The 22,995-nt window shown below is 45.2% G+C and carries 20 protein-coding genes, 4 tRNA genes and 1 pseudogene; 19 read left to right on the top strand and 6 right to left on the bottom strand.

Going from position 1 to position 22,995, the window contains the following annotated elements; genetic code table 11:
• Nucleotides 1-32: 32 nt before the first annotated feature.
• Both gdpP and rplI read left to right on the top strand, forming a co-directional pair.
• Nucleotides 33-2,012 carry a cyclic-di-AMP phosphodiesterase GdpP gene (gdpP, locus tag CDO84_RS19980; RefSeq protein ID WP_040081167.1) on the top strand — a complete coding sequence of 660 codons (1,980 nt, stop codon included), beginning with the start codon at nucleotides 33-35 and terminating at the stop codon, nucleotides 2,010-2,012.
• A complete protein-coding gene (gene rplI, locus CDO84_RS19975) occupies nucleotides 2,009-2,458 on the top strand; it encodes a 50S ribosomal protein L9 (RefSeq protein WP_003226915.1) in 450 nt (149 codons plus the stop codon). Before gdpP ends, rplI begins: the two co-directional genes overlap by 4 nt.
• A 36-nt stretch (nucleotides 2,459-2,494) precedes the next feature.
• Here the strand turns inward: rplI and CDO84_RS19970 are convergent, their stop codons facing one another.
• The 3 genes from CDO84_RS19970 to CDO84_RS19960 form a co-directional block, all read right to left on the bottom strand.
• Nucleotides 2,495-4,558, bottom strand: a complete 2,064-nt coding sequence (locus CDO84_RS19970) for an ArnT family glycosyltransferase (RefSeq protein ID WP_040081169.1) — start codon at nucleotides 4,556-4,558, stop codon at nucleotides 2,495-2,497.
• A gap of 105 nt (nucleotides 4,559-4,663) precedes the next feature.
• Nucleotides 4,664-5,872 (bottom strand): CynX/NimT family MFS transporter, encoded by a 1,209-nt coding sequence (locus tag CDO84_RS19965; RefSeq protein WP_040081171.1) that lies wholly within the window; start codon nucleotides 5,870-5,872, stop codon nucleotides 4,664-4,666.
• Nucleotides 5,873-5,944: 72 nt separating this feature from the next.
• On the bottom strand, nucleotides 5,945-6,085 hold the full coding sequence (locus CDO84_RS19960) for a YycC family protein (RefSeq protein WP_003242786.1): 141 nt from the start codon (nucleotides 6,083-6,085) through the stop codon (nucleotides 5,945-5,947).
• A gap of 120 nt (nucleotides 6,086-6,205) precedes the next feature.
• On the opposite strand from CDO84_RS19960, the gene CDO84_RS19955 reads away from it, so the two are divergent.
• Nucleotides 6,206-6,409 (top strand): hypothetical protein, encoded by a 204-nt coding sequence (locus CDO84_RS19955; RefSeq protein WP_014666096.1) that lies wholly within the window; start codon nucleotides 6,206-6,208, stop codon nucleotides 6,407-6,409.
• Nucleotides 6,410-6,456: 47 nt separating this feature from the next.
• On the opposite strand, the gene CDO84_RS19950 is transcribed toward CDO84_RS19955, so the two are convergent.
• Nucleotides 6,457-6,657, bottom strand: coding sequence for a DUF2188 domain-containing protein (locus CDO84_RS19950; RefSeq protein WP_014666095.1), 201 nt, complete (start codon nucleotides 6,655-6,657; stop codon nucleotides 6,457-6,459).
• A gap of 169 nt (nucleotides 6,658-6,826) precedes the next feature.
• Between CDO84_RS19950 and dnaB the strand changes: the two genes are divergently transcribed.
• The 14 genes and pseudogenes from dnaB to CDO84_RS21525 all read left to right on the top strand — a co-directional run bounded on the left by dnaB (nucleotide 6,827) and on the right by CDO84_RS21525 (nucleotide 18,246).
• The gene (gene dnaB, locus CDO84_RS19945; RefSeq protein ID WP_003226923.1) at nucleotides 6,827-8,191 is read left to right on the top strand and encodes a replicative DNA helicase; all 1,365 of its coding nucleotides are present in this window, start codon (nucleotides 6,827-6,829) and stop codon (nucleotides 8,189-8,191) included.
• A gap of 120 nt (nucleotides 8,192-8,311) precedes the next feature.
• Complete coding sequence (locus CDO84_RS19940; RefSeq protein ID WP_040081174.1) at nucleotides 8,312-8,731, top strand: VOC family protein; 420 nt, start codon at nucleotides 8,312-8,314, stop codon at nucleotides 8,729-8,731.
• A gap of 205 nt (nucleotides 8,732-8,936) precedes the next feature.
• Nucleotides 8,937-10,229 carry an adenylosuccinate synthase gene (gene purA, locus CDO84_RS19935; RefSeq protein WP_014666093.1) on the top strand — a complete coding sequence of 431 codons (1,293 nt, stop codon included), beginning with the start codon at nucleotides 8,937-8,939 and terminating at the stop codon, nucleotides 10,227-10,229.
• A 224-nt stretch (nucleotides 10,230-10,453) separates the two neighbouring features.
• Nucleotides 10,454-10,529 (top strand) — tRNA-Lys (locus tag CDO84_RS19930).
• Nucleotides 10,530-10,538: 9 nt separating this feature from the next.
• Nucleotides 10,539-10,610 (top strand) — tRNA-Glu (locus tag CDO84_RS19925).
• 81 nt (nucleotides 10,611-10,691) lie between these two features.
• Nucleotides 10,692-10,768: transfer RNA gene (locus CDO84_RS19920), tRNA-Asp, on the top strand.
• A 35-nt stretch (nucleotides 10,769-10,803) separates the two neighbouring features.
• A tRNA-Phe gene (locus tag CDO84_RS19915) sits at nucleotides 10,804-10,876 on the top strand.
• Nucleotides 10,877-11,260: 384 nt separating this feature from the next.
• Nucleotides 11,261-11,968, top strand: a complete 708-nt coding sequence (gene walR, locus CDO84_RS19910) for a cell wall metabolism DNA-binding response regulator WalR (protein WP_003244363.1) — start codon at nucleotides 11,261-11,263, stop codon at nucleotides 11,966-11,968.
• Between the two features lie 7 nt (nucleotides 11,969-11,975).
• Complete coding sequence (walK, locus tag CDO84_RS19905; RefSeq protein WP_014666092.1) at nucleotides 11,976-13,811, top strand: cell wall metabolism sensor histidine kinase WalK; 1,836 nt, start codon at nucleotides 11,976-11,978, stop codon at nucleotides 13,809-13,811.
• The gene (gene walH, locus CDO84_RS19900) at nucleotides 13,801-15,168 is read left to right on the top strand and encodes a WalRK two-component regulatory system regulator WalH (RefSeq protein ID WP_014666091.1); all 1,368 of its coding nucleotides are present in this window, start codon (nucleotides 13,801-13,803) and stop codon (nucleotides 15,166-15,168) included. The genes walK and walH overlap by 11 nt, the downstream gene beginning before the upstream one ends.
• Nucleotides 15,155-15,997, top strand: coding sequence for a WalRK two-component regulatory system regulator WalI (walI, locus tag CDO84_RS19895; RefSeq protein ID WP_014666090.1), 843 nt, complete (start codon nucleotides 15,155-15,157; stop codon nucleotides 15,995-15,997). Before walH ends, walI begins: the two co-directional genes overlap by 14 nt.
• 21 nt (nucleotides 15,998-16,018) lie before the next feature.
• On the top strand, nucleotides 16,019-16,813 hold the full coding sequence (locus CDO84_RS19890) for an MBL fold metallo-hydrolase (protein ID WP_014666089.1): 795 nt from the start codon (nucleotides 16,019-16,021) through the stop codon (nucleotides 16,811-16,813).
• Between the two features lie 81 nt (nucleotides 16,814-16,894).
• A complete protein-coding gene (gene htrC, locus CDO84_RS19885) occupies nucleotides 16,895-18,097 on the top strand; it encodes a serine protease HtrC (RefSeq protein WP_014666088.1) in 1,203 nt (400 codons plus the stop codon).
• A 19-nt stretch (nucleotides 18,098-18,116) separates the two neighbouring features.
• Nucleotides 18,117-18,246 (top strand): annotated as a pseudogene (locus tag CDO84_RS21525) (hypothetical protein).
• Here CDO84_RS21525 and CDO84_RS19880 read toward each other — a convergent pair.
• Nucleotides 18,243-19,142, bottom strand: a complete 900-nt coding sequence (locus CDO84_RS19880; RefSeq protein ID WP_040081176.1) for a PepSY domain-containing protein — start codon at nucleotides 19,140-19,142, stop codon at nucleotides 18,243-18,245. The pseudogene CDO84_RS21525 and the gene CDO84_RS19880 sit on opposite strands and share 4 nt — an antisense overlap.
• Nucleotides 19,143-19,353: 211 nt before the next feature.
• Here CDO84_RS19880 and CDO84_RS19875 point away from each other — a divergent pair, with 211 nt between their 5' ends.
• Complete coding sequence (locus tag CDO84_RS19875; RefSeq protein WP_014666085.1) at nucleotides 19,354-20,037, top strand: response regulator transcription factor; 684 nt, start codon at nucleotides 19,354-19,356, stop codon at nucleotides 20,035-20,037.
• Nucleotides 20,034-21,500 carry a sensor histidine kinase gene (locus CDO84_RS19870; RefSeq protein WP_040081178.1) on the top strand — a complete coding sequence of 489 codons (1,467 nt, stop codon included), beginning with the start codon at nucleotides 20,034-20,036 and terminating at the stop codon, nucleotides 21,498-21,500. The genes CDO84_RS19875 and CDO84_RS19870 overlap by 4 nt, the downstream gene beginning before the upstream one ends.
• On the opposite strand, the gene rocR is transcribed toward CDO84_RS19870, so the two are convergent.
• Nucleotides 21,482-22,864: an arginine utilization regulatory protein RocR gene (gene rocR, locus CDO84_RS19865; RefSeq protein ID WP_014666083.1), complete on the bottom strand. Its 1,383-nt coding sequence runs from the start codon at nucleotides 22,862-22,864 to the stop codon at nucleotides 21,482-21,484. The genes CDO84_RS19870 and rocR overlap by 19 nt on opposite strands.
• Between the last annotated feature and the right edge of the window lie 131 nt (nucleotides 22,865-22,995).

The following is a 22,995-nucleotide window of genomic DNA, read 5'->3' as shown; positions in this document are numbered from 1 at the left end:
GAGTTTTACTCACATGGTGGGGAGTGATAGAAATGCCAAGCTTTTATGAAAAACCGCTGTTTCGGTATCCCATCTACGCATTGATTGCTCTGTCAATCATTACAATCCTCATCAGCTTTTATTTTAACTGGATTTTAGGAGCCGTCGAAGTGCTGCTGCTGGCAGTTATTTTGTTTTTTATTAAACGTGCTGATTCTCTTATTCGAAAAGAGATAGATGCTTATATTTCAACGTTATCCTACAGGTTGAAAAAAGTCGGTGAAGAGGCATTGATGGAAATGCCGATCGGAATCATGCTTTTTAATGACCAATATTATATAGAATGGGCAAATCCGTTTCTTTCCTCTTGCTTTAATGAAAGCACTTTAGTGGGGAGATCACTTTACGATACTTGTGAATCGGTGGTACCGCTGATCAAACAAGAGGTGGAATCGGAAACGGTTTCATTGAATGACCGCAAGTTTAGGGTTGTCATCAAACGGGATGAGCGTCTCTTATACTTCTTTGATGTTACAGAACAAATCCAGATTGAAAAGCTATATGAAAACGAAAGAACCGTGCTGGCCTATATTTTCCTTGATAACTATGATGATGTGACACAAGGATTGGATGACCAGACAAGAAGCACGATGAACAGCCAGGTGACATCTCTGCTGAACGCTTGGGCGCAGGAGTACGGGATCTTCTTGAAACGGACGTCTTCAGAACGCTTTATCGCTGTGCTTAATGAACACATCTTAACTGAACTCGAAAATTCGAAGTTTTCGATTCTTGATGAAGTGCGGGAAAAAACCTCATTTGACGGTGTAGCGCTGACGTTAAGCGTCGGTGTCGGGGCTTCAGTCTCTTCCTTGAAAGAACTTGGCGATTTGGCGCAATCCAGCTTGGATTTAGCACTGGGACGCGGCGGAGACCAGGTAGCCATTAAGCTGCCAAACGGCAAGGTGAAGTTTTACGGCGGTAAAACAAACCCAATGGAGAAACGAACAAGGGTGCGGGCCCGCGTCATTTCTCATGCCTTAAAGGAAATCGTCTCTGAAAGCAGCAATGTGATTATCATGGGGCATAAATTCCCCGACATGGATTCTATCGGCGCAGCGATCGGGATTTTAAAGGTGGCACAGGCAAATAACAAAGATGGCTTTATTGTGATTGACCCAAATCAAATCGGATCAAGCGTGCAGCGTTTGATTGAGGAAATCAAAAAATATGAAGAGTTGTGGTCAAGATTTATTACGCCTGAAGAAGCGATGGAAATTTCTAATGATGACACGCTTCTTGTGATCGTTGATACACATAAGCCGTCACTTGTTATGGAGGAGCGGCTGGTCAATAAAATTGAACATATCGTGGTCATCGACCATCACCGCAGGGGTGAGGAGTTTATCAGAGACCCGCTGCTCGTTTATATGGAACCGTACGCTTCTTCCACAGCGGAATTGGTGACAGAGCTGCTTGAATATCAGCCGAAGCGCTTAAAAATCAATATGATTGAAGCAACAGCCCTATTAGCTGGTATAATAGTGGATACAAAGAGCTTTTCTCTCCGCACGGGCTCGCGGACTTTTGATGCGGCTTCTTATTTAAGGGCAAAAGGCGCCGATACGGTGCTGGTGCAGAAGTTCCTGAAAGAAACCGTTGATTCTTATATTAAACGGGCGAAGCTGATCCAGCATACGGTCCTCTATAAAGATAACATTGCGATTGCTTCTCTTCCTGAAAATGAAGAGGAATACTTCGATCAAGTCCTGATTGCGCAAGCTGCCGATTCGCTGCTGTCGATGAGTGAGGTTGAGGCTTCATTTGCGGTGGCGAGACGGGATGAACAAACGGTTTGTATCAGTGCGCGGTCACTTGGCGAGGTAAATGTGCAGATCATCATGGAGGCGCTGGAAGGCGGAGGGCATTTAACAAATGCGGCGACGCAGTTGTCCGGCATTTCAGTTTCTGAAGCGCTGGAACGGCTGAAGCACGCCATAGATGAGTATTTTGAGGGAGGCGTACAGAGATGAAGGTTATTTTCTTACAAGATGTAAAAGGAAAAGGAAAAAAAGGTGAAGTCAAAAACGTAGCAGACGGTTATGCGCATAACTTTCTCATTAAAAAAGGCCTCGCGGTTGAAGCGAACGCGTCAAACATCAGCGCGCTAAACGGACAAAAGCAGAAAGAGAAAAAAGAAGCCATTGCCGAGCTTGAGCAGGCTAAGAGCTTGAAAGAGACATTAGAAAAACTGACTGTTGAGCTTAGCGCAAAATCAGGTGAAGGCGGCCGTTTATTTGGTTCAGTGACAAGCAAGCAAATCACTGAACAGCTGCAAAAAGACCATAACATTAAAGTAGATAAGCGGAAGCTTGAACTGCCGGACGGCATTCGTGCATTAGGATACACAAACGTGCCTGTGAAGCTGCATCCTGAGGTGCAGGCAGTGTTAAAGGTACATGTAAAAGAAGAAGCTTAATAGAACAAGAGGCTTGGATCAATCCAAGCCTCTTTTTTATTCCACGAGATAAAGAGTTTGCTGGCTTTCTCCGCCAGGTCCTCCTCTCATCATGCCTTGCTGAGTGCTGTTTGTGCTGTTGGAGAAACTGCTGTACTCTTCAGACGATATTTCTTTTCCGTTTTTCTTAATCCAGGAAACAAGTTCGCTGTTGCCTGAGTTGTTTTCTGAGAGAAGAAAGTATTTCACTTTGCCTTCTTTGATTAGTTTTTTCAGTTCGGACACAGTCAGAATGGGATCCGTGCCATTAAACCCACCCATTGCCATAACAGACTCATTTTCGTTAATGATGTATGGCGCAGCTGTTACGGTTGTCAAAGTGGCAAATAAATATTCTTCGCCAGTATTGTGCTTTCTCAGATAGGACAGAAGCCCGCTGTCGACCTCTGAAGAGAACATGTTCCCGCCGTTTGCCGAGCTTTTGAGCTGCGGGCCGGATTCAGGAAGGACGCTGTTGCCTCCGTATAGAAGCGGCGTTGCTGACCAATAGACTGGTGTGAGCAGCAGAATGCACAAGCTGAGGATGGTCAGTTGCTTACTGAACGGATGATTGCGTTTAAGCATCAAAAGTGCAAGGGTGATCCCGAGTCCTAAGAGTCCCAGTACGTACATCCATACACTGCCGATTTGGCTTGTATAAGCACTCAGGATATACACCTGGAACGCGGATGTGATCAGAACGGCTGCTGGCAGAAGATAGCTGGACCAGTCTTTATTGTTTTTGTATAAGCGGTACATCGAATGCCAGCCGATTCCAGAAAGCGCGGCAATCGGCGGTGCCAGCATAATCAAGTAATACTGGTGGAAGAATCCCGCGATGCTGAAGAAACCAGCCACAGGAACGAGCCATGCCGTCCAGAATAGCGTTTCTTTCATTTCAGCAGCCTGTCCGCGGCGATCACGATACCAGCTGACGATTCCACCTAGCAATCCGATCAATGCGAATGGAAGCATCCAGCTGATTTGGCCGGAAAGTGCCGATTGGAAGAGACGGAGCGGTCCAGCATCACCGGTGCCGAACATATTCATGCTTTTTCCGCCGCCACCGCCAGGCCCTCCATTTCCAGGTCCGTTGCCGCCTGTGGGAGGTGTGCCTCCGCCTCCATTGGAAGCGCCGGTTTGTCCGTTAGGCGGCTGAGGCGCTTGTGAATGGTTTCCGAATGATTGATTTCCGTTCTGAGAAAAAGATGAACCGTTACCATTTGGCGCTTGCATGTTGTCTTGATTCTGCATGTTCCCTCCGCCAGCAGCATTCATATCACCCTTTGCCAGGCCCGTAGTTTGCCCAAGCAGTCGCTCGGTGCCGTTGTAGCCAAAGGCCAGTTCTAACACGGAGTTGGTCTGGCTGCTTCCGACATAAGGCCGGCTGGAGGGTGAGATCGAATCCACTGCAACCGCCCATGAGAGGGAGAGGCCTGTGAGAAGGACAAGAGACAGAATCAGAGATCCGATTTTTTTCTTCAGAGCAACCCGGGAAGCAATCAGGTAGAATATCACAAATGCAGGCAAGACCATAAATGCTTGCATCATCTTCATATTAAAGGCGAGCCCAATTAGGGCAAATGCCGTCAGCAGCCAAACCAGCTTGCCTTGTTTTACTGCCTTAAGCAGGCAAGCTGAACCGAGCAATAAGGTAAAGACAAGCATGCTGTCAATATTGTTTGTCCGGCTGACAGCTGCTGCAATAGGGGTCAGTGCCATGACAAGTGCGGCAATGCGGGCCGCTCCAACTCCAAAAGTCGGCTTAATCATTCTGTAGAGAAGGAATACAGATCCAACTCCGGCGAGAGCCTGAGGAAGGATCACACTCCACGTGTGAACGCCGAAAATCAGTGCGAAAATCGTTTGAACCCATAACACAACAGGCGGCTTATCCACTGTGACAAATCCGGAAGGGTCAAATGACGCATAGAAGAAATTGTGGAAGCTTTGCGTCATGCTTTTCACAGCAGCCAAATAGTACTGGTTCGCTGTGTCATCCTGCCAAATGTTATACATATTCAGAAAAGCTGCTGTAAGCAAAATAAGAATAAGAGCTGCGTCGAATCGTTTGGTTTTCATCGTTTTTCACCTCTTTATAGTGTCTCATTGTAAAAAACAAATATGAAAAACCTATGAATAAATCATAAATATTCAAAGAAAAAAGCGGAGATATCTTCCCCGCTTTCATGCTGAATTTCTTTGTTTTGCTGACTGAAAAATGTATCGATCTCGTCCGGCTCCCTGTCCGGCTGCTCCCATTACGATCAAGGCAGCAATGAGAAGCACAATCGGCATCGTCCATGAATGCGTCTGGTCAAAGAGATAGCCGACAAAGATTGGCCCGACTGCTGCCAGCAGGTAGCCGAATGACTGAGACATGCCTGACAGCGCAGCGGCCTGCTGGGCATTTTCACTGCGGAGGCCAATCAAAGTGAGCGCCAGACTAATGCTGGAGCCTTGCCCGATACCGATAATGATCATCCAGATGGCAAGCAATGTATGGCTGCCGCCCGCTAATAATCCGCAGAGGCCGATCAAATAAACTGAGGCCAGCGCTGCAACGATACCGCGCTGCTGTTTCACACGATCAGCTAAAACCGGTGTCAGAAAAGTGGAAGGCAGACTCGCAAATTGCATGAGTGATACCATCCACCCGGCTGTTGCCGTATCAATCCCGTGTGAACGGAGAATTTCAGGAAACCAAGCGATGCTGCTGTAAAATAAAAACGATTGCAGTCCCATAAAGATGGTGACATACCATGCCATTTTGGAAGCCCAAATGGAACTGTTTTGAAGCTTCACTGCCTTGTTTGCCGTATCCCGATGGCGCAGCTGGGGTATCCAGATCAGCAATGCAAGTAAAGCCAGCCCGCCCCATAAGAGAAAGGCCTGTTTCCATCCGCCATCCATCTGGGTCGCTAAAGGAACACTGACACCTGATGCCAACGCAGCGAATATATTCATTGATGTCGTATACAGGCTGATCATGAGCCCTGGCTTTTCAGGGTATTTATGTTTGATTAAGCTTGGCAAAAGTACATTTCCAATCGCGATTCCGACTCCGATTAGTGCCGTTCCAAAAAACAAAGCGGCAGTATAGCCGATAGAACGAGTCAAAACACCGATCAACAGTACCACGAGACCTAGCCATAAGGTTCGCTCATTTCCGAGGCGCTGTCCGAGCTTAGGCGCAAGCGGAGAAAGAACTGCAAATGAAAGCAGCGGAAGTGCGGTCAAAAACCCGGCTGCCCCATTTGACATGTGCAGCTCTGCCCGGATAGAGCTGATGACCGGACCGACTGAAGTGATCGCGGGCCGTAAGTTAAAGGCGATAAAGATAATGCCGGCGATCAGCCAAAATGATTGGATTTTTTTATTTTGTGGATGTGGCAAAGCAGTTACTCCTTTTTTCTAACATATACATCATATTATCCCGAAACAGGTAAGCAAGTATGTGAATGAAGGCTATGATTTGTCCTCTTTTTGCAATTCAGCCATTTTGGCCAGCAGAATATGCTGAGGCATATGCATGATCTGTTCAAGCGGCAGATTCAAGGACTCTGCAAGCTTTTGTGCAGTTTCAGCAGAAATTTGCAAAGGTCTCACAAAAGATCCCTCCTCTCTTCTGTCCATTGTACAAGAATCAGATGTGAAATGTAAGAAGATGTAACAAAGGAATAGAGCAATCGAAAAATGCCCGTTATAAATGAGGTAAGGAGGGCTCTTATGCACGCACCGTTGTCCTTATTAAAACAAATGCTGAAGGAACACCAAATAGACACTGAAAAAGCTGTCACATTCGAAGAATACTTAGCAGTGAGGCTAAAGCTTCAAGAGCTGATGGGAAAATTTGCTTCGCTCGAGGAGTGGGATCTGTATCAAAAAGCGGCAGATTTGATGATGGACATAGGCATCCAATGGATGAAATAAACCGATAACCGCTAAAAAACCCTCGCTGCAGCGAAGGCTTTCATTCACTAAAATGAGAGTTCCTCTTCCACATTTTTAAACTGGTCATAAATGACAAGCTTTGCCGGACTGTTTTCCTTAGCCACCTGTTTGGCCTTTTCAATGGCGGCGTCTTTAGACGTATACAAAGCTGTCGGCGCCACATTCTCCACCTCAATAAACCAGCCATCCGCATCAACATTCGGTGTAATCGCGTATTTTTTTATCATTTTTCATTCCTCCCTTATGTTTTATTGCATTTTTCCCGCCTTGTTACTGTCCAAAACGATCCAATCTGCTAACTGAAAAAAACAGGAAACAGACAATTTTTCTATTTTTTTTCTGTAGAAATGGTAGAATGGAGGTTGGAGATTTTTTAATGAGAGGACGGTGCTTAGCATGACAGACCTTCTGAATGATCGGCTTCCTCCGCAAAATATAGAAGCCGAACAAGCCGTGTTAGGCGCTATTTTTTTACAGCCGTCTGCTTTAACACTGGCTTCAGAAGTATTGATTCCAGATGATTTTTATAGAATGTCCCACCAAAAAATCTATAATGCGATGCTGGTGCTTGGTGACCGAGGTGAGCCGGTTGATCTGGTGACGGTAACTTCAGAGCTTGCGAACACAGACCTGCTGGAAGAAGTAGGCGGCATCTCATATCTGACAGATATCGCAAACTCGGTGCCGACAGCGGCTAACATAGAATATTACGCGAAAATCGTTGAGGAAAAATCGATTCTTCGCCGATTAATCAGAACCGCGACAACGATTGCTCAAGACGGGTATACCCGTGAAGATGAGGTCGAGGATTTACTAAGTGAAGCGGAAAAAACGATTATGGAAGTGGCACAGCGCAAAAATACGAGTGCCTTCCAAAACATTAAGGACGTCCTTGTTCAAACCTATGATAATATCGAACAGCTTCACAATCGAAAAGGGGATATCACAGGGATTCCAACAGGTTTTACGGAGCTTGACCGGATGACTGCGGGTTTCCAGCGCAACGACTTGATTATTGTGGCTGCCCGTCCGTCAGTGGGGAAAACTGCCTTTGCCTTGAACATCGCACAAAACGTGGCAACAAAGACCGATGAGAGCGTAGCGATTTTCAGTCTTGAGATGGGTGCAGAGCAGCTCGTTATGCGTATGCTCTGTGCCGAGGGAAATATCAATGCCCAGAATCTCCGGACAGGTAACCTGACTGAAGAGGATTGGGGCAAGCTGACGATGGCAATGGGAAGCCTGTCGAACAGCGGAATTTACATCGATGATACACCGGGGATTCGGGTAAGTGAAATCCGCGCCAAGTGCCGCCGCTTGAAGCAGGAAAGCGGGCTTGGCATGATTTTGATCGATTACCTGCAATTGATTCAGGGAAGCGGCCGTTCAAAGGACAACCGTCAGCAGGAAGTATCAGAAATTTCCCGTGAACTGAAGTCGATTGCCAGGGAGCTGCAAGTCCCTGTTATCGCGCTTTCTCAGCTTTCCCGGGGTGTTGAGCAGCGTCAGGATAAACGTCCGATGATGTCTGATATCCGGGAATCAGGAAGTATCGAGCAGGACGCGGACATTGTCGCGTTCCTTTATCGTGATGACTACTATGACAAAGAAACTGAGAATAAAAATATCATCGAAATCATTATCGCTAAACAGCGTAACGGCCCGGTAGGAACCGTGTCTCTTGCGTTCGTAAAAGAATACAACAAATTCGTCAACCTGGAACGGCGTTTTGATGACGCAGGCGTTCCGCCCGGCGCATAAGCCCCAAGAGCTGATCTTGGGGTTTTTTTCGTTCGAAAGGTGGAAGAAAAACCGTCCGCTCAGCGGATGAAAATTTGAAAGCGTTTTAATAAAATGGTGCAAAAAGGAGATGGTATCAATATGGGAAACCGTTTTACATCTTTTCATGCAGCACAAATCCGAATTGCGCGTCCTACAGGCCAGCTTGATGAGATTGTTCGTTTTTACGAAGAGGGACTGGGTTTGAAACGAATAGGAGAATTTTCACAGCATAACGGGTATGACGGTGTCATGTTCGGCCTTCCTCATGCCGATTATCATTTGGAATTCACTCAGTATGAAGGGGAAAGCACTGCCCCCGTTCCCCATCCCGACAGCCTCCTTGTTTTTTATGTGCCGAATGCAGAGGAACTGGCAGCGGTCACTTCAAAGCTAAAACACATGGGCTATCGAGAGGTTGAATCAGAGAATCCGTACTGGAGCAATGGGGGCGTGACGATAGAGGACCCGGACGGCTGGCGGGTTGTTTTTATGAATTCAAAAGGAATATCAGGCAAGTAATTCTTTTTCATGCTAAAGGATGAAAGTTTCACAAGCTTTTTATGACAAAATGGTGAGAAAACGCTTATAAAACGAATGAAAGCGAACGAATATAGATTTAAAATAATTTAATGTTCGGATTTACAATTGACTTTCTGTTTCTTCACTGATAAACTTGATTTGTTTGAATAGAATCGTTTTGAAAGGTTAACGGAGGTGCACGGACATGTCTTCAGTAGTTGTAGTAGGTACGCAATGGGGCGATGAAGGAAAAGGTAAAATCACAGATTTCCTATCAGAAAATGCAGAAGTGATCGCCCGTTATCAAGGCGGAAATAACGCAGGGCATACAATCAAGTTTGACGGAATCACATACAAGCTTCACTTAATCCCATCTGGAATTTTTTATAAGGATAAAACGTGTGTCATCGGAAACGGAATGGTTGTAGATCCGAAAGCATTAGTCACAGAGCTTGCGTATCTTCATGAACGCAACGTCAGTACAGATAACCTGAGAATCAGCAACAGAGCTCACGTCATTCTGCCGTATCATTTGAAATTGGATGAAGTGGAAGAAGAGCGTAAAGGGGCTAACAAGATCGGTACAACGAAAAAAGGAATTGGCCCTGCTTACATGGATAAAGCAGCCCGCATCGGAATTCGCATCGCGGATCTGTTAGACCGTGACGCGTTTGCGGAAAAGCTTGAACGCAATCTCGAAGAAAAAAACCGTCTGCTTGAGAAAATGTACGAGACAGAAGGGTTTAAAATTGAGGATATCTTAGACGAATATTATGAGTACGGCCAGCAGATCAAACAATACGTTTGCGATACATCTGTTGTTTTAAACGATGCTCTTGATGAAGGGCGCCGTGTATTATTTGAAGGCGCACAAGGGGTTATGCTTGATATCGACCAAGGAACATACCCGTTTGTTACGTCATCTAACCCGGTTGCCGGCGGTGTCACGATCGGTTCTGGTGTCGGCCCGACCAAAATTCAGCACGTTGTCGGTGTATCAAAAGCATATACGACTCGTGTCGGAGACGGTCCTTTCCCGACTGAGCTGAAAGATGAAATCGGTGATCAAATCCGTGAAGTCGGACGCGAATATGGAACAACAACAGGCCGCCCGCGCCGCGTCGGCTGGTTTGACAGCGTCGTTGTCCGCCACGCCCGCCGTGTGAGCGGAATTACAGATCTTTCTCTGAACTCAATTGACGTCTTAACAGGAATTGAAACGTTGAAAATCTGTGTAGCGTACCGCTACAAAGGCGAAATCATTGAAGAATTCCCAGCAAGTCTTAAAGCACTTGCTGAATGTGAGCCGGTTTATGAAGAAATGCCAGGCTGGACTGAGGATATTACAGGTGCGAAGAGCTTGAGCGAGCTTCCGGAAAATGCGCGCCATTATCTTGAGCGTGTGTCTCAGCTGACAGGCATTCCTCTTTCTATTTTCTCTGTCGGTCCAGACCGTTCACAAACAAATGTCCTTCGCAGTGTATACCGTGCGAACTAAATAGAATATGCCTGCAAGCCCCTATATCAGGGGCTTGTTTTTTGTTTGAAACCCGCATATAAGTTGGTCTGAGAAAAAAATATGAAAAAAAACCAAAAAAGTTATTGCCACTTCTATTTGTTCGTGATATTATAAATCTCGTTGTTACGGAAACTGCTTCAATAGAGTACGAGATAAGAACTAGATCTAAGTCGTTTGCTCTATAGAAATTCCGACATCTTTAAGAGCCATTAGCTCAGTTGGTAGAGCATCTGACTTTTAATCAGAGGGTCGAAGGTTCGAGTCCTTCATGGCTCACCATTTCGTGAAGGCCCGTTGGTCAAGCGGTTAAGACACCGCCCTTTCACGGCGGTAACACGGGTTCGAATCCCGTACGGGTCATTGATTTACTTTAGCGTTATTGCTAAATTCCTTATTTGTCTGTGAGAGCTGACACGACAGCTCTCCGGGCAATTACTGTAAGGTCCGGTAGTTCAGTTGGTTAGAATGCCTGCCTGTCACGCAGGAGGTCGCGGGTTCGAGTCCCGTCCGGACCGCCATTTTACTTTACTTAGTAGAGAAAAATAAAACATTTGGCTCGGTAGCTCAGTTGGTAGAGCAACGGACTGAAAATCCGTGTGTCGGCGGTTCGATTCCGTCCCGAGCCACTTACCAAACGCATCTGCAATCGTAGGTGCGTTTTTTCTTATAGGAAAAAGGCAAACATGAGGAATGTTATAATAGAAGAAAAAGGGAGAACCGGCCCTAGGGCCGGTTCAAAGAAGAAGACGTCATTGATAAAGACGCACTCCGGTGAGGGGAGGTTTCAATAAAGTTATCTTTTTTAAAAAAAGTTGACCAGCATGACAAAAGATAAACAATGGGCGGATAAAGGTGAAATGTGTGTTTTTTTTCTAAACCTTTATTTTTTTTATCTTTTGCCCTTAAACCGTTATAATAGACAAGGACCCATTCTTTACATGGGCCTTAAGTGATGAAACGAATGAGATATAGATGAAATGAAGTCATTCGGCAGGAGGAAAATCAAAATGATGGATAAAAAGATCCTTGTAGTAGATGATGAAAAACCGATTGCAGATATATTGGAATTTAACTTAAGAAAAGAAGGCTATGAGGTGCACTGTGCCCACGACGGAAACGAAGCCGTTGAAATGGTAGAAGAGCTTCAGCCTGATTTAATTCTTTTAGATATTATGCTCCCTAATAAAGACGGCGTTGAAGTATGCCGTGAAGTCAGAAAGAAATACGATATGCCAATCATTATGCTGACGGCTAAGGATTCAGAAATTGACAAGGTTATCGGACTCGAAATCGGTGCTGATGACTATGTCACAAAACCATTCAGCACACGCGAGCTTCTGGCGCGTGTAAAAGCGAATCTGCGCCGCCAGCTGACAACAGCGCCTGCGGAGGAAGAGCCTTCCTCTAATGAGATTCATATCGGCTCTCTCGTCATCTTCCCTGACGCGTACGTTGTATCAAAACGAGATGAAACAATCGAATTGACTCATCGTGAGTTCGAATTGCTTCATTATTTAGCAAAACATATCGGACAAGTGATGACCCGTGAACACTTGCTTCAAACCGTTTGGGGCTATGATTACTTTGGCGATGTCAGAACGGTTGACGTAACAGTCCGCCGGCTTCGTGAAAAAATTGAGGACAACCCGAGCCATCCAAATTGGATCGTCACACGCCGCGGTGTAGGTTATTACTTGAGAAACCCAGAACAGGACTAATGCCCATATGAATAAGGTTGGTTTTTTTCGGTCGATCCAATTTAAGATTACCTTGATTTATGTGCTTTTGATCATCATTGCTATGCAAATCATTGGTGTGTATTTTGTCAATCAGGTAGAGAAGTCGCTGATCAGCTCTTATGAACAATCGTTGAATCAGCGAATCGACAACCTTTCTTATTATATCGAACAAGAATATAAGAGCGATAACGACAGCACTGTCATAAAGGATGACGTCAGCCGTATCCTGAGTGATTTCACGAAAAGTGATGAGGTTCGGGAAATTAGTTTTGTAGATAAAAGCTATGAAGTGGTCGGGTCTTCAAAGCCGTATGGTGAAGAAGTGGCAGGGAAACAAACGACCGATCTGATTTTTAAGAGGATTTTTTCTACCAAACAGTCGTATTTAAGAAAATATTATGATCCGAAAAGCAAAATCAGAGTTCTTATTTCCGCGAAGCCCGTCATGACTGAAAACCAAGAGGTTGTCGGCGCGATCTATGTTGTCGCGAGTATGGAAGATGTCTTTAATCAAATGAAGACAATCAACACGATACTAGCGTCCGGCACAGGTTTGGCACTCGTTTTGACGGCTCTTCTCGGTATTTTTCTGGCAAGAACCATTACCCACCCGCTTTCAGATATGCGAAAGCAGGCGATGGAGCTTGCGAAGGGGAATTTCTCAAGGAAGGTTAAAAAGTACGGGCATGATGAAATTGGTCAGCTCGCCACAACGTTTAACCACTTAACGAGAGAACTTGAAGATGCTCAGGCGATGACTGAAGGGGAACGAAGAAAGCTAGCCTCTGTTATTGCCTATATGACAGACGGCGTTATCGCTACAAACCGAAACGGAGCAATTATTCTCCTAAACAGTCCGGCGTTGGAGCTGTTGAACGTTTCACGTGAAACAGCCTTAGAAATGCCGATTACGAGTTTGCTGGGGCTTCAAGAGAATTATACTTTTGAAGATTTGGTGGAGCAGCAGGATTCTATGCTGCTTGAAATTGAGCGCGATGATCAATTAACGGTGCTTCGCGTGAATTTCTCTGTGATTCAAAGGGAACACGGCAAAATTGATGGTTTAATCGCTGTCATTTACGATGTAACCGAACAAGAGAAAATGGATCAGGAACGCAGAGAATTCGTTGCGAATGTATCACATGAGCTGCGGACGCCGCTCACGACAATGCGCAGCTATTTAGAAGCGTTAGCTGAAGGCGCGTGGGAAAATAAAGACATTGCTCCGCGCTTCTTGATGGTGACGCAAAATGAAACAGAGCGTATGATCCGGCTTGTCAATGATCTGCTTCAGCTGTCGAAATTTGACAGTAAAGATTATCAATTTAACCGGGAATGGATTCAGATTGTCCGGTTTATGTCGCTTATTATTGACCGTTTTGAAATGACAAAAGAGCAGCATGTGGAGTTTATCCGCAATCTGCCGGACAGAAACCTGTACGTCGAGATTGACCAGGATAAAATTACGCAGGTGCTCGATAATATTATTTCTAACGCATTAAAATACTCACCCGAAGGCGGACATGTCACGTTCTCGATTGATGTCAATGAAGAGGAAGAACTGCTCTATATCAGCGTGAAGGATGAAGGGATCGGCATTCCGAAAAAAGATGTCGAAAAAGTCTTTGACCGCTTCTACAGGGTGGATAAAGCGAGAACGAGAAAGCTTGGCGGCACCGGCCTGGGATTGGCGATTGCCAAGGAAATGGTACAGGCGCACGGCGGAGATATTTGGGCGGACAGTATAGAAGGAAAAGGCACGACGATTACATTTACTCTTCCATATAAAGAGGAACAAGAGGATGATTGGGATGAAGCGTGAAAATATAAAAACGATATTACTTACCGTACTCGTCGTCATCAGTCTTGTTTTTACATGGGGGATATGGACGTTCCAGCCAAACTTTTCTGAAGGCTCATCCTCAACAGAGTCTACCGTGCGTGAGAAACATAAAATCGAAAAAACGACCCAAAAGCTGTCTGAAACGGTAAGGCCGCGAGACATGTTTATCCATGATGACGGCGCTCATTACAAAGTGGATGACAATGCCCTCTATGAAGAAATCTGGTCTGACTTGCCGCATTGGGATGTAAAAGGAATTAAAGATATTTCGGATCAGTATGACAAGTCTGGATTCAAGAGCTGGTTTTATGGTATAGGCGGTTCTGAAGCCAAGCTTGATTTGCAATTCAGCGATACGATCCCGATTGATATTTTCCAAACGCTGTTTAAATGGTCTAATCAGTCGTTTGAATACAGTTCGTTTGATCATATTCTGATCCCGTTCAATGAAACAAAAGCGAACAAGAAAATCTATTTGGTGTCTTACAGCAAACAGCTCATTCTTGAAGTGACGGTTGAGTCGGCAAACTACCGGAACATTATGAACGACTTGAAAAACAGGCAATCAAATATGCCGGCGTTCAGTTTGTTCTCCATTGGCTCAAAGAAAGAGTTCTTGCTGCCAAACAAACCGCTTACGATGGACAAAAAAGAATTTGTCACTGAATCGATTAAAACAAATACCTTTAAGCAGGCTTTGTTTAGCGATCCGAGCATTGTAAGGGAAGATTCGAATTACAACAACAGAAATGTACTGACAGATGGGATCAGCCGTTTAGATGTGAATCTTAGCCAGCGCCAGGTGCAATTCCAGCAGCGCAATTTGGTGCAGAGCACATCCTATCAAACGGGAGAATTAATCAAAAAGAGCCAAAAATACCTTGAGGATACCGGAAGCTGGACGGATCACTATCAATTTTTCAGTATCAATGACAGCCAACAGCTGAGCTTCTATATCTTTATGGATCAGCTCCCGGTCATTAACAGCACCACCAAACCTTTCGGAGCGACATCGGCGATTACGGTGCAATGGGCGAATGATGACATTCTCAGCTATAAGCGGCCGAATTACAGTCTCGGAACGAATCCGATTAAAACAAGTGAAACAGAGCTGATGAGCGGCAGCGAAGTGAAGATGCTGCTTTCGAGACAAACCGCTTATGATACGGACAAAATTGATCAGATCTTTCTTGCTTATCAATTGGTATCCACATCAACCAACGATGATCCTCTCGTTGAACTGGAACCGGTTTGGGCGATGAAAGTAAATGGAAAAATTGTGCCGATTACAAAGGACTTATTGAAAAAGGAGGAGGCTAACAGTGGAGTGGAATAAGACAAAATCAATCTTCATCGTTGCCTTCCTCATTTTAGATATTTTCTTAGGCTATCAGTTTTTTCAAAAATGGCAGGCTACCGGCAAGGAATATGAAGTCATTAAAAATGATGTCGAGCACGACATGAGGGCCGATCATATCACGTATGAAGGCTTGAATAAGGAAGCAACAGAAGGCTATCGGATCACAGCAAATCAAAAAGCCTTCACCAAGGAGGAAATTGAGGCGCTGAAGGATCAAAAGCCTTTGATGGACATGCCTAGTGATGATCATAAAGTAACGAGCCTGAAAATGAAGTTTGCAAATCCAATTGCCCTTTCAAAGAAGAATATCGAAGACGATGCGCAGGCACTTGTTTCTTCGAAGATTCAAGATGGCGAAAAATATAAGCTTTGGAAGGTTGATAAATCGAAGAAAGAAATTATTTTCTTCCAAACGTATGAAGGGCATTATATTTACCAAAAGACCGATAATCCCTCTAATATGATCGGGCAAGTGGTATTGCACTTAAACGGTAAAAACGAGGTTGTGTCGTACGACCAGACAACGCTTGAGACCTTCAAGCAAATCCAGAAAGAAAGCTTAATTACTGAAATGGATGCGGTTGAGCTGTTGTACTATCAAAATCAATTAAAAGAATACAGCACTGTGAAGAGCTGTAAATTCGGCTATGTAGCACAATATCCGCTGACAAGTACGCAGGTGCTGGCGCCGGTATGGAGAATTACAGTCGAGTACGATAAAAAAGTAAACGGCGAGAAAAAGACAGTACAAGAGTATTTTACTGTGAATGCTTTGGAGAGTACGATTTTAGATACAGATCAATGAAAATAATGGAGTGAGACAGACATGAGCTTGCAATTTAGCGTACTTGCGAGCGGGAGTACGGGAAATGCGTTTTACCTTGAAACAGAGGATCACGCATTTTTAGTGGACGCCGGTTTGAGCGGGAAAGCCATGGACGGGCTGATGGCGCAGATCGGGCGTAAGCTGGATGATGTAGACGGCATTTTTGTGACGCATGAGCATAGTGACCATATTAAGGGCCTTGGTGTGGTCGCCAGAAAGTACAAGCTTCCGATCTATGCGAATGAGAAGACTTGGAAAGCGATGGAGAATCAAATCGGGAAAATTGACACCGATCAAAAGTTTGTATTTCCGATGGAATCAGTCAAATCGTTCGGCGGACTTGATGTTGAATCGTTTGGCGTTTCCCACGATGCGGCCGAGCCGATGTTTTATGTATTCCATTATAACGGCCGAAAGCTCGCGTTAATGACAGATACGGGATATGTCAGCGACCGGATGAAAGGCATTATCCGTTCAGCGAATGTGTTTGTGTTTGAAAGCAATCATGATGTCGGCATGCTGCAAATGGGAAGATACCCGTGGAGCATTAAGCGGCGGATTTTAAGTGACGTCGGGCACGTTTCAAATGAAGATGCTGCCCTGGCGATGACGGATGTCATTGGCGATGAGACGTCCCGTATTTACCTGGCGCACTTAAGCCAGGACAACAACATGAAGGAGCTGGCAAGGATGTCTGTGCAGCAGACATTGGCTTCTAAAGGATTTGTGACGGGTGAGACATTTGACTTATACGACACCGATCCGAAGAAGGCCACTCCGCTTTGCGCTGTATAATTTTTCTATGTAAATCATGACTATTCTAGGAGTTTCTAACCCACAATATAACCATATTAACGTTCTTGGAAAGGATGGAATATGGTGGATTACGAACGTGAGGAAGAACATACTACTCCTGAACAGCCAAAGAGAAGCAAAAAAGGATATTTTCTTTCAAGTCTGATTGGCGTGATTGTCGGTGCCGTATTAATGGCGTTTATCATGCCGTACCTTTCAAATGAAGGGCTAGATACAGGCGCTTTAGATCAGCAGCAGAACAACAACGGCCGGGAATCAATCAGGACGGTGAATGTCAGTGTCAACAATACGGTCACCAAGATTGTCAGCAATGTGTCGCCCGCCGTTGTCGGTGTTGTGAACATCCAAAAATCAGATATACGGGGAGAGAGCGGCGAGGCTGGGAGCGGCTCTGGCGTCATCTATAAGAAAAATGACCATACCGCTTATGTCGTGACCAACCATCATGTCATCGAAGGCGCTTCCCAAATTGAAATCAGCTTGAAAGACGGCTCACGTGTATCAGCTGATCTTGTCGGCAGCGACCAGCTGATGGACCTTGCCGTTTTACGGGTGAAAAGCGATAAGATTAAAGCAGTCGCCGATTTCGGAAATTCAGATAAAGTGAAGTCTGGGGAGCCGGTTATTGCGATCGGGAACCCGTTAGGCCTTGAGTTTGCTGGCTCTGTCACACAAGGCGTCATCTCGGGTACGGAGAGGGCGATCCCAGTGGATTCAAACGGTGACGGACAGCCTGACTGGAACGCAGAAGTCCTGCAAACAGATGCGGCCATTAACCCTGGGAACAGCGGCGGCGCTTTGTTAAATATGGATGGGAAGGTCATTGGCATCAATTCAATGAAAATTGCCGAGTCAGCAGTTGAAGGGATTGGCCTGTCCATTCCGTCTAAGCTCGTGATCCCTGTGATAGAGGATTTAGAGAGATACGGAAAGGTCAAACGCCCGTTCCTTGGCATTGAGATGAAATCCTTAAGCGATATCGCAAGCTATCATTGGGATGAAACATTAAAGCTTCCTAAGAACGTCACCAATGGAGCGGTTGTGATGGGCGTAGACGCCTTTTCACCTGCCGGAAAAGCAGGACTGAAGGAACTCGATGTCATCACGGAATTTGACGGATACAAAGTAAATGATATTGTTGATCTGCGAAAACGGCTTTATCAGAAAAAAGTCGGTGATCGGGTGAAGGTGAAGTTTTACCGCGGCGGAAAAGAAAAATCTGTTGACATCAAGTTGTCGTCCGCAGACCAATTAGGAAGTTAATCAAACAGTCTGGCATCGTTTGCCAGGCTGTTTTGATATGCAAAAAAACTGAACGGGGGTCACGCCCGTTCAGTTGAAAAGGATATATCGAATATGAAGAAAAATACAAGATGGATGTTACACGTGAAACAGCAGTAAATGGCTGTTAGCTGCAAATACTTCCGTTATCTGCATGGACTTTAATGGTTTGAACCGTGTGGTTGCTGGCTGTGATGGTGATGATGTACACATAGGTGCCATTTTCTTTCTTCAATGCAGAAGATGTGACGGTACCTTTGCATTTGTTCAACGCAATGCTTTGTGCTTTTGCTTTTGTGATCGCGGCTTGTTTATGTTCAACGTGATGCTTGACGATTTTTCCGCTGCTGCGGTTAATGTTAAAGGTGTGAATTTTGCCATCCTCACCAAGCACTTTAATGACATAGACATAAACGCCATCTGCTTTCTTCATTTGTGCTGATTGAACTGCGCCTTTGCATTTGTTGAGTGCGATTTGATGCGCTTTTGTTTTAGAAAGATGTGCTTGTTTCTTTTGCTCGTGTTTTGCGACTTTGCCGTTTTCTCCATTGATATGGAGCGTGTGAAGGCTTCCGTCTTCACCCATTACTTTCACGACATAAGCGTAAACACCGTTTTCTTGCTTCAGCTCAGAAGATTGAATCGCACCTTTGCAGTTTTTCAAAGCGATCGATTGGGCTTTTGTTTTGCTGATATAGATTTGTTTCTTTTGAACATCATGTTTCACAACTTTGCCGCTGTTGCAGTTGACGTTCATCGTATGCTGTTTGCCGTCCTCACCGAGAACTTTCACAACATATACGTATGTGCCGTTCACTTTCTTCATTTGGGCCGTTTGAACAGTACCTTTGCATTTGTTCAAAGCAACCTGTTTTGCCTTTGCTATTGTGATGGAAGCCTGCTGCTTCGTCTCGACCTTCGTTGATGTATCATCCTTTTGAATGACCGCGGCGTGAGCAGAAGTGAAAGAACTGATTGAAATAATCGTTCCCAGTGCAGCTCCTGATAAAACTTTAGTGATATTCATGTGAGATTCCTCCTTTATTTCATTGTTGGCTGTACCAACTAAGGCAATTGTATAGGCTGAAGCTGAAAATCAAATGAGGGCTGGCTGAAAACTTGCTGAATTCAGCTGATTTTTAGGGAAGATTCAGTTTGTTTTCAGGTAAAAACGAATAATAGGAGGGGAAGGGAAAAAACTAATCAGAGGTTTATGCCAACTAAGGAGAGAGCACAGCATGAATAGGATGAAAGGCATCAAGATTTTGCTCGTGGACGATGAACCGGCGATATTAGATTTTTTGACAATGGGCCTTGAAAATGAAGGCTTTGAAGTGAAGACAGCAGCTGACGGAATGACAGCGATGAACACCGTAAAGACATTTCAGCCGCATGTGGCCATCCTGGATGTGATGATGCCTGGAATGGATGGACTGGAAGTATCGAGGATGATGAAAAAAACCGGCCATACCGCCGTTATTATGCTTACGGCCAAGGATGAGGTGGGGGTTCGGGTAAAAGCGCTGACAGAGGGCGCTGATGATTATATGATCAAACCCTTCAGCTTTGAAGAGCTGCTGGCGCGAATCTATGCAAGAATTCGGGATCACTTTCCCAACCTGTTTGAAGAAGTCGCGCTCGGTCCGTTTCGAATTGATGATCGGCGCAGAGAAATCCGCTATCAGGAAGAGGTGCTCAAGCTTTCAGCAACAGAATACGAGCTTTTAAAGTTTTTGGTGCTGAATCACGGCCTTGTGCTCAGTAAAGCGAGGATTCTGGATAAAGTATGGGGGTATGATTTTTACGGAGAAGAAAATATTGTCGAAGTGTACATCCGTTCCTTGCGGGAAAAGCTGAATGACAAAAAGCATGAAGTAATCCGAACGGTTCGGGGCGCGGGCTATCGGGTGGATATAGAATGAAAAAACGATTCAAAACGCTGCGCTTTCAGCTTTTATGCCGCTCATTATGCATTCTCGTTCTTCTATTGGTGTTTGTTGGCGCTTTACAATATGTGTTTGGAAAACGCCTATTATATGAAAACCGGGCTGTCAGCATTCAGAGTTATATCAATTCGACGGAGCCGACCATCTGGAATAACATTAAAACATACAAAAGCCATCCCGGCGGCTTGAAAAAGTCAGATGGTGCTGTCCGTCCCGCCTATATTTATCCGGGCGTGACCATTGTTTTTATTGATAAGAAAACAAAAGACAGTACGGTATTGTCGACCGACCCATATGCGGGAGCGCCGCCGAAAGTGAAAAAAAGTGTATATGATGAGGCATTAAAAGATACGATGGCTTTGCATTATAGAGTCACGAAAAATGAATCCGGCGAGGAAGTGCTGATTGTATTTCAGGCTATTAATATCGATGGAAAAGAAGCAGGCGTGATTCAAATGAGTGCTTTAACAGAACCACTGAAGGACGTACTGCTCCGGCAAATCAGCACTTACTCCACGCTCTCGCTTGTCGCGCTCCTGCTCGGGCTTTTTACATTCTTGCCAGTGGTCAGACATACGCTTAAACCGTTATCACAAATGGTACATATGATGGGTGAAATCAATGCAGGAAATTTGAATAAAAGGCTTCCTGTATATCGAAAACAAATGGAAATCGACACGCTCGCCATTTCGTTTAATCGCATGCTGGAGCGGATTGAAACGTCATTTAAAGCAGAAAAAGAAGCGAAGGAGCGCATCCGGCAATTTGTATCAGACGCTTCACATGAATTGAGAACGCCTTTAACGTCCATACACGGCTTTATCGAAGTGCTGCTGCGTGGCGCCGCGCTTCAGCCGGATCAGAGAGATAGGGCGCTGAATAGTATGTATGAAGAGTCGAAGAGAGCCACTCGGCTGATAGAGGATCTGTTGTTTTTAGCAAAAATTGATCGGGTGCCGAGCTTTGAAATGAAGAGAGGAAATCTCGATGCGCTCATAAGGGAAATGGAGCCGCAGCTCAGTCTGCTTGCAAAAGAAAGAAGACTGCAGCTGCTGCTTGAGGATGATGCTGAAGCGGTGTTTGACAGGGATAAGATGAAACAGGTTATTTTGAATTTGGTTTATAACGCGGTGCAGTATACAAATGAGAAAGCCGGTGCCATTACCATCTCACTGCAAAAAGGCCGTGATAGCGTTATGCTGATGATAGCGGACAACGGCACAGGCATCGCGCCGGAGCACTTACCGCATGTGTTTGACCGGTTTTACAGGGCAGACCCATCCCGCTCCCGGAAATATGGAGGTTCGGGATTGGGCCTCGCCATAACGAAATCGATTATCGACAGCCACAATGGGACAATTGACGTGAAAAGTGAAATCGGCAGAGGCACTGTATTTATGATCAGGCTTCCTGCACCAGCTTATTCGTCAGATGAGTGAGAAAATTTCTTCAGCCGGTATTGAAGGCTTTGTCGGCTGATGCCAAGCTCCTGAGCGGCTTTCGAGATGTTATGGCCGTGTTTTCTTAACACGTTCTCTATCACATATTTTTCGAAGCTTTCCATTTTTTCTTTTAAGTCCGCAGCCGGCTGATGTCTTGGTTCAGGCTCTGGGATGTCAGCAGGCTTGATTTTCATGCGGTATTGATAAGGCAGATGGGAGGCCGTAATCGTTTGCTCGTCCGTCATGAAATTCATGGCGCCTTCGATCATATGCTCAAGCTCACGAATATTTCCCGGCCAGTCATAAGAAAGAAAAAATTGCTTCACGTCTTCGCTGATGTGTTCAACATTCATTTGGAACAGATGGTTGTTTTTCTGGATGAACTCCGAGGCGAGAAGCAATATGTCTTCTTTTCGTTCCCGAAGCGGCGGGATGATCAGCGTCACGACACTCAGCCTGTAATACAAGTCCTTCCTCATCCGTTCGCCGGCAATCGCGTCAATTGGGTCTTCATTCATCGTGGCAATAATACGTACATCAATCGGAGTATCCTTTGTTGAACCGATACGCCTGATTTTTCTTTCTTGAAGGGCGCGCAGCAGCTTTGCCTGAAGGCTGAGATTCAGCGAATTGATTTCATCTAACAGCAGCGTGCCGCCATGGGCTTGTTCAAACAGGCCGGGCTGGTCGACAGCGCCGGTAAACGCGCCTTTTTTCGTCCCAAACAAAATGCTTTCCACAAGGCTGTCTGGCAGTGCCGCGCAGTTTTGCGAAATAAACGGGCCGCCTGAACGATCGCTGCCATTATGAATACTTTGCGCGAACAGCTCTTTTCCCGTGCCGGTTTCACCTGCGAGAAGGACAGATGATGACGTGCGGGTTGCCCGCTTGGCGTTTTCGATGACGTCTTGAATGGCCGGGCTGGTGCCGAGGATGCTGTCAAACGTATAGGTGGTGCTGCCCTTTTTGTTCATATTCTCCCTGATCAGCCGTTCTAGCTTGGTCACATCCTTGGCAATTTCAACGGCGCCCTTGATTTTGCCGTCCTGGACAATGGGATAGGTGTGATTGATCGTCGTGATTTCCTGGCCCTTATTATTGAAGTAGCTCTGCTTCACATTTTTAATCGTCTTGCCTTCCTGGAGAGCCTGTACCAGCGTACTGTCCTGCTGTTTTGAAAACATAAACACATCCATCAGGTTTTTATTCAGGACGTCATGCTTCTCCATATCTTCAATCTGCATCATTTTATTGTTATAAACGATCGTGTTACCATGCTCGTCCACTACGTGCAGGCCAACATCGATTTCATCTAAAATGCTCTGAAAAACCAATGTGAGGAATTCGCTGTCCTTGACCACTGTATGAACCTCCCTCAATTATTTTCTTAATATTGCTTCTATTTTATAAAAAAACGGAGAGGATATGCAAAAGAATTTTGCACTTAGGATTTGTATTACAGTTAATTCTAATATCGTTTTATCGTAAAGGA

The organism is Bacillus sp. MD-5 (assembly GCF_002201875.1).
In the GTDB taxonomy this organism is placed as follows: domain Bacteria; phylum Bacillota; class Bacilli; order Bacillales; family Bacillaceae; genus Bacillus; species Bacillus stercoris.
The sequence above is the reverse complement of the archived record's forward strand: the minus strand, read 5'-3'. Positions and strand labels throughout refer to the sequence as shown.

What these genes read in the sequence shown, in the direction of transcription:
- gdpP (WP_040081167.1), top strand. Translation starts at nt 33, where the DNA reads ATGCCAAGCTTTTATGAAAAACCGCTGTTTCGGTATCCCATCTACGCA.
- rplI (WP_003226915.1), top strand. Translation starts at nt 2,009, where the DNA reads ATGAAGGTTATTTTCTTACAAGATGTAAAAGGAAAAGGAAAAAAAGGT.
- CDO84_RS19970 (WP_040081169.1), bottom strand. Translation starts at nt 4,558, where the DNA reads ATGAAAACCAAACGATTCGACGCAGCTCTTATTCTTATTTTGCTTACA.
- CDO84_RS19955 (WP_014666096.1), top strand. Translation starts at nt 6,206, where the DNA reads ATGCACGCACCGTTGTCCTTATTAAAACAAATGCTGAAGGAACACCAA.
- CDO84_RS19950 (WP_014666095.1), bottom strand. Translation starts at nt 6,657, where the DNA reads ATGATAAAAAAATACGCGATTACACCGAATGTTGATGCGGATGGCTGG.
- dnaB (WP_003226923.1), top strand. Translation starts at nt 6,827, where the DNA reads ATGACAGACCTTCTGAATGATCGGCTTCCTCCGCAAAATATAGAAGCC.
- CDO84_RS19940 (WP_040081174.1), top strand. Translation starts at nt 8,312, where the DNA reads ATGGGAAACCGTTTTACATCTTTTCATGCAGCACAAATCCGAATTGCG.
- purA (WP_014666093.1), top strand. Translation starts at nt 8,937, where the DNA reads ATGTCTTCAGTAGTTGTAGTAGGTACGCAATGGGGCGATGAAGGAAAA.
- walR (WP_003244363.1), top strand. Translation starts at nt 11,261, where the DNA reads ATGGATAAAAAGATCCTTGTAGTAGATGATGAAAAACCGATTGCAGAT.
- walK (WP_014666092.1), top strand. Translation starts at nt 11,976, where the DNA reads ATGAATAAGGTTGGTTTTTTTCGGTCGATCCAATTTAAGATTACCTTG.
- walH (WP_014666091.1), top strand. Translation starts at nt 13,801, where the DNA reads ATGAAGCGTGAAAATATAAAAACGATATTACTTACCGTACTCGTCGTC.
- CDO84_RS19890 (WP_014666089.1), top strand. Translation starts at nt 16,019, where the DNA reads ATGAGCTTGCAATTTAGCGTACTTGCGAGCGGGAGTACGGGAAATGCG.
- htrC (WP_014666088.1), top strand. Translation starts at nt 16,895, where the DNA reads ATGGTGGATTACGAACGTGAGGAAGAACATACTACTCCTGAACAGCCA.
- CDO84_RS19880 (WP_040081176.1), bottom strand. Translation starts at nt 19,142, where the DNA reads ATGAATATCACTAAAGTTTTATCAGGAGCTGCACTGGGAACGATTATT.
- CDO84_RS19875 (WP_014666085.1), top strand. Translation starts at nt 19,354, where the DNA reads ATGAATAGGATGAAAGGCATCAAGATTTTGCTCGTGGACGATGAACCG.
- CDO84_RS19870 (WP_040081178.1), top strand. Translation starts at nt 20,034, where the DNA reads ATGAAAAAACGATTCAAAACGCTGCGCTTTCAGCTTTTATGCCGCTCA.